The organism is Nocardia sp. CC213A (assembly GCF_030766805.1).
GTDB classification, from domain to species: Bacteria; Actinomycetota; Actinomycetes; order Mycobacteriales; family Mycobacteriaceae; genus Nocardia; species Nocardia otitidiscaviarum.
The window spans coordinates 87056-96678 of sequence record NZ_JASFXA010000022.1; the positions used below are offsets into that span (position 1 = coordinate 87056).

Consider the following 9623-nt stretch of genomic DNA (forward strand, 5'->3'; position numbering starts at 1 on the left):
GGAAGCTGTATTGATCAATTCCGAGACCGAAATGAATCTCGATAAATGAATTCTGATCGTATGGAGTTCGCCCCGATTTCCGCGGCGCGAAACCATGATTCCGGAGAATTGCGATTCCACTGGTGTGCCCCGGCGGACAGTGGACAGCAGTCGGCCACCGAGAAGTATCGGGTCGGCGAACTCGACTTCGACGGGATGGTGGCGTTCGCGCAGGAAGCCGACCGGCTCGGCGTCGACTCCCTGCTCATGGGCATCGCCCACTACATGCCCGATCCACTGCCGCTGATCGGCGCGCTGGTCCGGGAGACGCGCGATGTCACCTTCATTCTCGCCTACCGGCCCGGACTGCTGTCGCCGACGCTGTTCACGCAGGTGGTCAACACCATCTCGTGGATGTCGGACGGCCGCATCTCGTTGAATCTGGTGGCCGGGATCTCGCCCGTGGAGCAGGCCTACTACGGCGACTTCGTGGCCCACGACGGACGCTACGCCCGTACCCAGGAGTTCCTGGAGGTCTGCCACCGGTTCTGGAACGGGGAGTCGCCGTTGACCCACGAGGGCGAGCACTACGTCATCAAGGACGCCGATCTCGGCCTGGGCTACAAAGGCAAGGGTCGGCCGGAGATCTACCTCAGCGGCGCATCGGAGATCGCCAAGGAGACCGCGACCATGTACGCGGACTGCTGGCTGCGCTACGGCGACACCCCCGAGGGCATCGAGGCCGCGGCCCGGCCGGTGCTGGACAAGGGCACCCGGGTCGGCATCCGCATGCACGTCTTGGCCCGTGCCACCCGCGAACAGGCGCTCGCCGATCTCGCGGCCATGCGGGAGAATCCGGATCAAGCGCATCGGGCATGGGTCGAGAAGTTCGTCGCCGCTTCGGATTCCGAGGCCGTCAAGACCTCCTTCCGGCTCGCCGCGCAGGCCGACGACGACTGGCTGTCCCCGATGATCTACTCCGGCTTCGTGCCGTATCGGGGCGGTCCCGCGCTCTGCGTGGTGGGCAGCTACCGGGAGGTCGCCGACTACCTCTACTCCTACCGCGCGGCCGGTGTCGGCGAGTTCATCTTCTCCGGCTGGCCGACCCGCGACGAGATGCGGATCTTCTACACCCATGTGCTGCCGCTCATCCGGGAACGGGAACGCGGCGGAGGGTCGGCGTGAGCCCAGGGACGAATGTCCGGCATCGCGCGCTGTTCGCCTCCGGTGTCCTGTTGGGCCTGGTGGCGGAACAGGTGATCCTGTTCGCGGTGCCGCTGCTGATCTTCCAGGACACCGGTGAGGTCTCCACCCTCGGTTTCGCGTTCGCGCTGGAGTGGCTGCCGGGCCTGCTCGCGTATCCGTTCGCGGGCCTGCTCGCCGACCGTGACGGCGGAGCGCGATTGTTCACCCGGGTCTCGTTGCTGCGCGCGGTCATCCTGCTCACGGTGCTGCTGGTGTGCCTGGCCCAGCCCGGCTGGACGACGGTCGCCCTGATGGCGGGTGGTGCGTGCCTGTCGGTCTGCATGGCGCCCATCCGGATGTCGGTCGAGAAGATGGTGCCGCAGTTGGCGCCGCCGTCACAGGTCGCGGCGGTGCAGTCGCTGGTTCAGAATATGGAGCTGCTGGCCATGGCGCTCGGCCCCGCGCTGGCGACCGTGGCCGCACTGTGGCTGGGCAAACTGTGGCTGCTGCTGGTCGCGGCCGCCGCCTTCGCGATCGCCGCGGCGACCTGGCTGCCGCTGCCCCGCCCGCGCCGCGAACCCGCGGTGCGCCAGGCGGCGCGGGAGGTGCTCGCCGAATTGGCGATCGGCTGGCGGCTGCTGGTGAGCATCCGTCCGGTGCTGCTGCTCGGCGTATTGAACTTCGCCATCAATCTGGTGGTGGGTGTGCTGCTGGCGGCGAACGCGGCACTGATCACCGATGTGTTCCGGGCCCCCGATTCGGCGTACGGTCTGCTCAACACCGCGGTCGGGATCATGGGGTTGCTCAACCTGCTGCTTATTCCGATCTTGTTGCGGCACTTCGGTATCGGTCTCGTGGGCGTGACGGGCTTCACGCTGATCTGTACCGCTCTGCTGGTCGCCGCGTTCGCGCCGTCCTATCTCGTCTACGCCCCCGCCTTCGTCGCCGTGATCGTCGGGGCGGCGCTCTACAACGTCTACAACCGCACCCAGCGCCTCAAGGTGATCCCCGGCGAGCACCTCGGCAAGGTGATGGGCCCGTTCTATCTGCTCAACCTGGTGTCCTATCCGATCGCGGGACTCATGATCGGCGGGGTGGGCGCCAGCGTCGGCCCCCAGCGGCTCGTGCTGTGGCTCAGCGCTCTGCTGTGCCTGTGCGGCGCGGTCCTGCTGCCGCTGACCATGGCCGCCTTCCGCAAGGCGCTGCAACACCGCGAGATCGCTACCGTGGAGGTCGAGGCATGAACAGTCGCTTCCGGTGTGTGCTGTGCACCGTCGAATCCGATTCCCATCTCTGGAATCTGGTCTACCTGCACAAGCTGCTCGAGGAGTACGGAGCGTGGGTGCGCAATCTGGGCACCTGCACGCCGACCGACGAGGTCACCCGCGCGCTGCGCGAGGATCGGCCGGATCTGCTGGTGGTGTCGAGCGTCAACGGGCACGGATTCCACGGTGCGCGGGTGCTGCTGTCGGCCGTCCACGCCGACGGGTCGGCCGTGCCGTGCGTCATCGGCGGCAAGCTGACGACCGCGGTCTCCGACGACGACCGGGTGCGCCGCGAGCTGCTCGATGCCGGCTACCTGGATGTCTTCACCGGAGACGACGCCATAGACCGGTTTCGCGTACTGCTGGATTTCGGTATCGCGCAGGGTTTCTCGTCCTGGCGCGCCGAGCCCGCCGTCCCCACTCCCTGGGACAGCGGGCAGATCACGACACCGGAGGTGCGTTGATGCACATCGTCATCGTCAACAAGTGGCCGCGGTTCAGCGACGGGGTGCGCTGGGACAACGAGCTCACCCGCTACGAGGAGTTCATCGACCACGACGCCCACCGGGTGAGCTACATCGTGGACGGTCCCGGCGCCGACGGCGTGCTGGCCGCTCCCGAGCGAATCGCTTGCCGGGTAACGGTTTCCGATGTGAACGACGTGTCCGAGCTGGGGGCGGCCGTCGGCGAGGTCACCGAGCGGGTGGGCCCGGTGGACCTGCTGATCGCGCTCTCGGAGTTCACGCTGGAGACCGCGGCGCGGGTGCGCGAGCGGTTCGCGATTCCCGGGCCGACGGTCGACGAGGTCGCCGTCTACCGGGACAAGGTGCGGATGAAGCAGGTACTGGCCGCGGCGGGCCTGCGCGTACCCCGCTTCGCCCGCTGCGATCGAGCCTGGTCCTTCGCGGCCGAATGCGAGTATCCGCTGATCCTCAAACCGGTCGACTCCGCCGCCAGTATCGGCGTGCTGCGGGTGGACGACGCGGCCGAACTGGAAGCCGCGCTGGCGACCGTCGATTCGTCCCGCTACGAGATCGAGGAGTTCATCGCGGGCGATATCTACCACGTCGACGGTTTCGCCGACGACGACTCCCGGATCACCTTCCAGGCAACCGCACGCTACATCAACGACTGCCTGTCGTTCACCGGCGGCACGCCGCTCGGCTCGGTGCTGCTCGGTCCGTCGCCGCGGCGCACCCTGCTGGAGGGCTTCGCCCGGCAGGTCGTCGCCGCGTTGCGCCTGCGCCGGTTGCCTTTCCATCTCGAGATCTTCCTGCCTCCGGACGGCGCTCCGGTATTCCTGGAGATCGGCGGCCGGGTGGGCGGCGCGGAGGTGCCGCATCTGATCAACAAGGCGTTCGGCGTCAACCTCTACGAACTGTGGCTGCGCACGCTCGTGGGCGACCCGGTCGCCGCACCGTCCGCACCCGCCGACACCTCCGGGGGCTGGCTGGTCGTGCCGAAATCGGACGAGCACGCCGAACGGGTGGTGCGGGCCGGATCCATGCGGGAGCAGGTGCCGACCGTCTGGCGCGAACTGCTGCCCGAGCCCGGACAGGTGCTCTCGCCCGGCGGCTCCTATGACGCGCTGCACCGCGGGCGGTTCATTCTGCTGCACGACGACGAGCATGTCGTCGAGGCGGGCATCCACAAGATCATCGAGAACTTCGACTTCGAGGCGGAACCGCTGTGAACGAGCAACAGGCCCAAGACGATCGAGCACGGTACGAGCGGCTGATCACCTTTCTCACCCCGGCCGAGCGGGACGGCGTGGCGGCGGTGGGTGACTCGCTCATCGATGCCGCGGGCGGCCTCGACCGGATCGCCGACTACAAGGTCATGGTGGCCTACGGCGGTGGCAAGGACAGCACCTATGTGGTCGCGTTCGTGCGGGCCGTCCAGCTGCGGCTGCTGTTGGCGCACGGCACGACGTTCGCTGTCCGCGTGGCGAATATGCGTCACGCCGGGGTTCCGCGCGCGGTGATGGAGAACATCGAGCGGGTGTACGCGGCGCTGGGGCTGCTCGACGACGAACGAGCCGAGCTGCTCACCGTCGACCACACCGAGGTCCGCCGCTTCGACGTCGACCTCCCGCTGCCCGAGCACCTGGTGGCGGTCAACCGGCTCGACGTGCTGATGAACGGGCACCGGTCGGCCGGTGACGGTCGCCCCACCTTCTGCAACAGCTGCAATCTCGCGGTGGCCGACTTCTACGGTCGGGCGATCTGGTGGGGCGGCGGCGTGGACGCCGTCATGACCGGTGATTCGCGGCGCGAGCAGATGCTCTACGCGGCGTGGATCAGGCGTCTGGCCGCGGGCATCGGCATCGATGTGCGCCGCCACGGCATGACCTTCCAGGATCTGCTGATCGCCCTGCGCGGCATCGGTGACGCCTACTTCCGGGAACTGTTCGGCGACGGGTCACCGGAGGTGGCGGCCCGCGAGGTCGCGGTGGGCGATCGCGCGGTGCAGCCCGCCTTCGTCTCCATCTACGACCTCGTCAGCTACCGGGTGCACGACCACTGGGATCTGATCGTCGACTTCCTCGGCTTCCGCTTCGACGACCTCGCCTTCAGCTTCACCGAATCCGATTGCGCCAACCCGACTCTCATGGCTCACCTACGCGGCCTGCGCGCCGAGTACGTCGAGGGCCGGACCTATGCGGCGGGCATCGGGGAGTACCTGGAATTCGCGGACACGGTGATGCGCAAGAAGGAGATGCCCGATCGGCTCATCCGGCTGGCGCTGGAGCGCTACGACTCGCCGCGGAAGATCGCCGAGCGGCGGGCGATGGCCGACGACTACGCCGAGCGGGCCTTCGGACTCCGGCCGGACATGCTCGTCACCATGGTCTTCTCGCCGTTCACCGACGCGGGGGCGCGGCTGGCGGACTTCGTGGAGCGCTGCCATCCGACGTGGCGCGACGAGGTGCCCGCGCTGCTCGCCACGCTGCGCGGCGATGCCGCGGATGCACGGTGCGTCGCCTGGCTGCAACAGGTCTCGGGATTGTCCCTCGCTCACCTGCGCACGCTCTACCGCAGTTCCCTGGTGGACTTCGCGACCGGCGACACGGTGATGGCGCGGGTGCGCGCGGGCGATCCGCACAAGGCGCGGGTACGCACGGTGGATCCGGACTCGGGCCGCCCGACGCTCCAACTGATTTCGGGCCGGTGACGTGAGCGGATTTCTGGACCGGTTCGTGGCGGATCGGGCCGGTGCGGGACCGGTGGTCCAGCCGCGCATGGGATTCGGCACGGTATCGACCATGCGGTCGGGGCTGGCCCGGATCGCCGCCCTGGACTACCCGGTCGTCGGCACGCTGACGCTGGACAGCTACACCCGCGTCGGCGACTACACGACCCCGCTGCAACGCCTGGCCGCCGGGGAAGAGTTGAACGGGTACCCGATCGTCTCCCATCCGGTCGAGCGGACCGCCGCCCTGCTCGCCGGTCTGTACGGTCCCGCCTTCCCGGTCCAGGTGCGGCACGGCACCGCGCTGCCGCTCGGCGTCTTCCGGCGACTGGTCGAGCTCGGGCTGGACGCGACCGAGGGCGGTCCGGTCTCCTACTGCCTGCCCTACAGCAGAGTGCCGCTGCGCCAGGCGGTTCGGGCGTGGGCGGTCAGCTGCCGGTTCCTCGCCGACCACACCGAACGCGGCCATATCGAGAGTTTCGGAGGCTGCCTGCTCGGCCAACTCTGCCCGCCGTCGCTCTTGGTGGCCATGGGCGTGCTGGAGGGGTGCTTCTTCCGGCAGCACGGGCTGCGCCACATGTCCTTCAGCTACGCGCAGGGGACCTCGGCCGCGCAGGATCGCGGAGCCCTGCGTGCGCTGCGCACTCTCGCCGCGACCTATCTGGGCGATGTGACCTGGCATGTGGTGCTCTACACCTACATGGGGCTGTTCCCGCGCACACCGGACGGCGCGGAACTGCTGATCCGCGACAGCGCGCGCCTGGCCCGCGACGCCGGGTGCGAGCGGCTGATCGTGAAGACGGTGTCGGAGGCGTGGCAGATCCCGTCCATCGCCGAGAATGTGGCGGCGCTGCGCCTGGCCGCCGCGGAGATCGGGCGACCGTCTCTCGCCGAGGACACGGGCACCGGCCGTGACTGTTCCGGCCGTGACTACCCTGGCGATGACTACCCCGGTGATGGCAGTTCCGGCGGTGGCTACCCTGGCGACAACTGTTCCGACGACGACTATTTCGAGGAGATCCTCGACGAGGCGCGGACTCTCGTCGACGCCGTGCTCGACCTCGCCCCGGATATCGGGGACGCGCTGGTCGCGGCCTTCGCCTCCGGCCTGCTGGATGTGCCCTACTGCCTGCACGCCGACAATGCGGGCGCGGCCACCTGTGTCATCGACGATCGGGGCGCGCTGCGGTGGGGTGCGCTGGGTCGGCTGCCGCTGTCTCGCGCCACCGCCGCCGACGCCTCCGCCCGACTCGGCTCCGACCGGCTCTACGCCATGCTCGAGCATGTCGCGAACCGCTACGACAGCCGCCTGATCCCCCCGAGGGGTAACCCATGACCGACCGACGCGAACCCGCCGCCGTGGTGCTGGTGGACGCATTGTCCACCGGGGCGCTGCTGGTGCCCCGGGTGCGGAACCGGTACCGGCTGATCCACATTCGGTCGCGGGCCAGCCTGCCCGCCGTCTTCGCGGCGAGCCTGCCCGTCACGCAGTTCGACGCGGACCTCTGCTACGCCGGGCGGGCCGACGAGGTCTTGGGCGTACTCGCCGAGGAGAATCCGATCGCGGTCATCGCGGCCAGCGAATTCGGGATCGAGGTGGCTGACGAGATCGCCGCGAAACTGGGGCTGCGCGGCAACGACCCGCACCGGTCCCGGGTCCGGCGCGACAAGTTCCACATGCTCGAGGCGGTGGCCGCCGCCGGGTTGCGCACCGCCGCGCAGACCCGCGCCACCACGGCGGCGGAACTGCTGGCCTGGCGGCGCGCCACCGGCCTGCGGCGCACGGTGATCAAACCGCTGGACAGCGCCGGATCCGAGGACGTTTTCGTCGCCGACTGCGACGCGCAGGTGAGCGCCGCGGTGGACACGATTCTGGGCAAGACGAATCTGATGCTGCGGACCAATGAGGCGGTGCTGGCACAGGAGTATCTCGTCGGCCGGGAGTACGTCGTCAACTCGGTCAGCCGCGACGGCGTGCACCGGATCACCGACGCATGGGCCAGTCACAAGGCGACCGTGGGCGACGAGCGCCGGATCTACGACCATGAGGATCTGCTGACGTCAGCGGATCCGCATGCGGCGGAGATCTTCGCCTACGTCCGCGGCGTGCTCGACGCGCTCGGTGTCGCCAACGGCCCCGCGCACACGGAGCTGATCCGCACCGCCGAGGGGCCGGTGCTGTTGGAGACCGGGGCTCGACTGTCCGGTTTGGCCGAACCGGACGCGCTCGACCGCTGCACCGGTGTGAACCAGGTCGATCTGACCGTGGACTGCTATCTGGACGACGGGCGGCTGCTGGCCGCGCAGCCGCCGGTGTACGCCCGACGTGAGCGGGCGCGCTGTGTGAACCTCATCGCCCGCCGGGCGACGCCGCTGCCCGCGGACGGCCTGCGCGCCGCGCTCGAATCGCTCCCGGCCTGTCAGAGCGTGCGGTTCCGGATCCGCGACCGGGCGATGACCAGGCCGACGGTCGACCTGAATTCGTCACCGGGCGTGGTGTTCCTGGTGCACTCCGAGGCCGCCGAGATCGAACGGTCGTATCACGAGCTCCGGCGAATCGAACGCGAGTTCTTGTCGTGACGTCGGCCCGGCGCTCGCCCCACCCGATCGGGGGGATGTGTCCCCCGGTGCAGCGGTCTTACGATTCTCGAAAGCATGGGCAGGTGAGAAAATGACACTGCAATACTGGTTGCGCTGGTTGTCACTCCAGGGGGTGCCGCGGCTGGTGCTGCGCGTGCAGACGATGCGCGGTGATACCTTCGCCAAAATGATGGGGCCGCAGGGGATTGCGGACCCGCACCCGTTCATCGAGCACATCCGGGCGCAGGGCAAGTTGGTGAAGACCCCGCTGCCCTGGGCGACCTGTGACTATGAGCTGTCGCGAATGATTCTGCGGGACAGCCGGTTCGGTGTTCGCAGCTCGGCCCGCATCAAGATTCCCGCGGTCTTGCAGAAGTTCGCGAATCGCGTTCCGCCACCGGCTAATCCGGCCGATCCGCCGGCCATGCTGCGGTTGAACCCGCCCGAGCACACCAAGATGCGCAAGCCGGTGGTCTCGGCGTTCACCCCGCGCGCCGTCGGCAGGCTGCGCGACCGGGTGGAGACCGTCACCGAGGAACTGCTCGACGCCCTGCCCTCGGGTGGTTCGGTCGATCTGGTCGAGACCTTCGCCTCGCGCGTGCCCCTCGCGATCATCTTCGAAATCCTCGGCATGCCCGACGAGGACCAGGACAAATTCCTGTTCTGGGGCGAGGAGATGACACCGATGCTGGATGTCGGCATCTCCTGGCCCCGGTACCACCGGGCCATGCGCGCGGCCCAGCAGTTGAACGACTACCTGGACCAGCACATCGACCGACTGCGGCGGGAACCGGGCGAGGACATCCTCAGCACCATGATCGCCAGCGGCGAATTGGATCAGTACGCGCTCAAGGCCAACGCCAGCATCATCATCGGCGCCGGTTTCGAGACCACGGCCAATTTGATCGCCAGTGCCATCACCCTGCTGTTGCGGCATCCCGAGCAGTTGGACCGATTGCGGGCCGAACCGGAATTGTGGCCCAATGCGGTCGAGGAGGTATTGCGCTGCGAGCCGCCGGTATTCATCACGGCCCGCCAGGCGTTGACCGATGTCGAATTGGAGGGCGTGCAACTGCATGCGGGCGATATGATCATGCTGTCGTTGGCCGGGGCCAATCGCGACCCCGAGGTATTCGCCGATCCGCAGCGTTTCGATATCACCCGCCCGAATGCCAAGGAGCATCTGGCGTTCAGCAGTGGCGTGCATTCCTGCTTCGGCGCCAATCTGGCCCGCATGGAGGCCGCGCACGCCCTGCGTGCGCTGTTCGAGCGCTTTCCGGATATGCGAGCCGCCGCACCGCCGCGGCTCCGCCCGCAGCTCACCTTCCGCGGCTACGGCAACGTGCCCGTCCGGCTCGGTCGGCGCGCGAGTTCCACCCGATCCGTCGCTGGCTGAATATACTTCTCACGGCCGCTGAATTG

The 9623-nt window shown here is 68.3% G+C and carries 8 protein-coding genes; all 8 read left to right on the forward strand.

Translation table 11 applies throughout. The annotated features are described in order from the left end of the window. The first annotated feature begins 45 nt into the window (after positions 1 to 45). Positions 46 to 1164: an LLM class flavin-dependent oxidoreductase gene (locus QJS31_RS31180; RefSeq protein ID WP_306358382.1), complete on the forward strand. Its 1119-nt coding sequence runs from the start codon at positions 46 to 48 to the stop codon at positions 1162 to 1164. Then, the gene (locus tag QJS31_RS31185; RefSeq protein ID WP_306358383.1) at positions 1161 to 2408 is read left to right on the forward strand and encodes an MFS transporter; all 1248 of its coding nucleotides are present in this window, start codon (positions 1161 to 1163) and stop codon (positions 2406 to 2408) included. Before QJS31_RS31180 ends, QJS31_RS31185 begins: the two co-directional genes overlap by 4 nt. Continuing rightward, the gene (locus tag QJS31_RS31190; RefSeq protein ID WP_282779613.1) at positions 2405 to 2893 is read left to right on the forward strand and encodes a cobalamin B12-binding domain-containing protein; all 489 of its coding nucleotides are present in this window, start codon (positions 2405 to 2407) and stop codon (positions 2891 to 2893) included. Before QJS31_RS31185 ends, QJS31_RS31190 begins: the two co-directional genes overlap by 4 nt. Further along, positions 2893 to 4122, forward strand: a complete 1230-nt coding sequence (locus QJS31_RS31195) for an acetyl-CoA carboxylase biotin carboxylase subunit family protein (RefSeq protein WP_306358384.1) — start codon at positions 2893 to 2895, stop codon at positions 4120 to 4122. Before QJS31_RS31190 ends, QJS31_RS31195 begins: the two co-directional genes overlap by 1 nt. Continuing rightward, positions 4119 to 5603 carry a hypothetical protein gene (locus QJS31_RS31200; RefSeq protein ID WP_306358385.1) on the forward strand — a complete coding sequence of 495 codons (1485 nt, stop codon included), beginning with the start codon at positions 4119 to 4121 and terminating at the stop codon, positions 5601 to 5603. Before QJS31_RS31195 ends, QJS31_RS31200 begins: the two co-directional genes overlap by 4 nt. A gap of 1 nt (position 5604) precedes the next feature. Then, positions 5605 to 6957: a methylaspartate mutase gene (locus QJS31_RS31205; protein WP_306358386.1), complete on the forward strand. Its 1353-nt coding sequence runs from the start codon at positions 5605 to 5607 to the stop codon at positions 6955 to 6957. Then, a complete protein-coding gene (locus QJS31_RS31210; RefSeq protein WP_282779607.1) occupies positions 6954 to 8201 on the forward strand; it encodes an ATP-grasp domain-containing protein in 1248 nt (415 codons plus the stop codon). Before QJS31_RS31205 ends, QJS31_RS31210 begins: the two co-directional genes overlap by 4 nt. 91 nt (positions 8202 to 8292) lie before the next feature. Then, on the forward strand, positions 8293 to 9597 hold the full coding sequence (locus QJS31_RS31215) for a cytochrome P450 (protein ID WP_306358387.1): 1305 nt from the start codon (positions 8293 to 8295) through the stop codon (positions 9595 to 9597). Positions 9598 to 9623 lie beyond the last annotated feature (26 nt).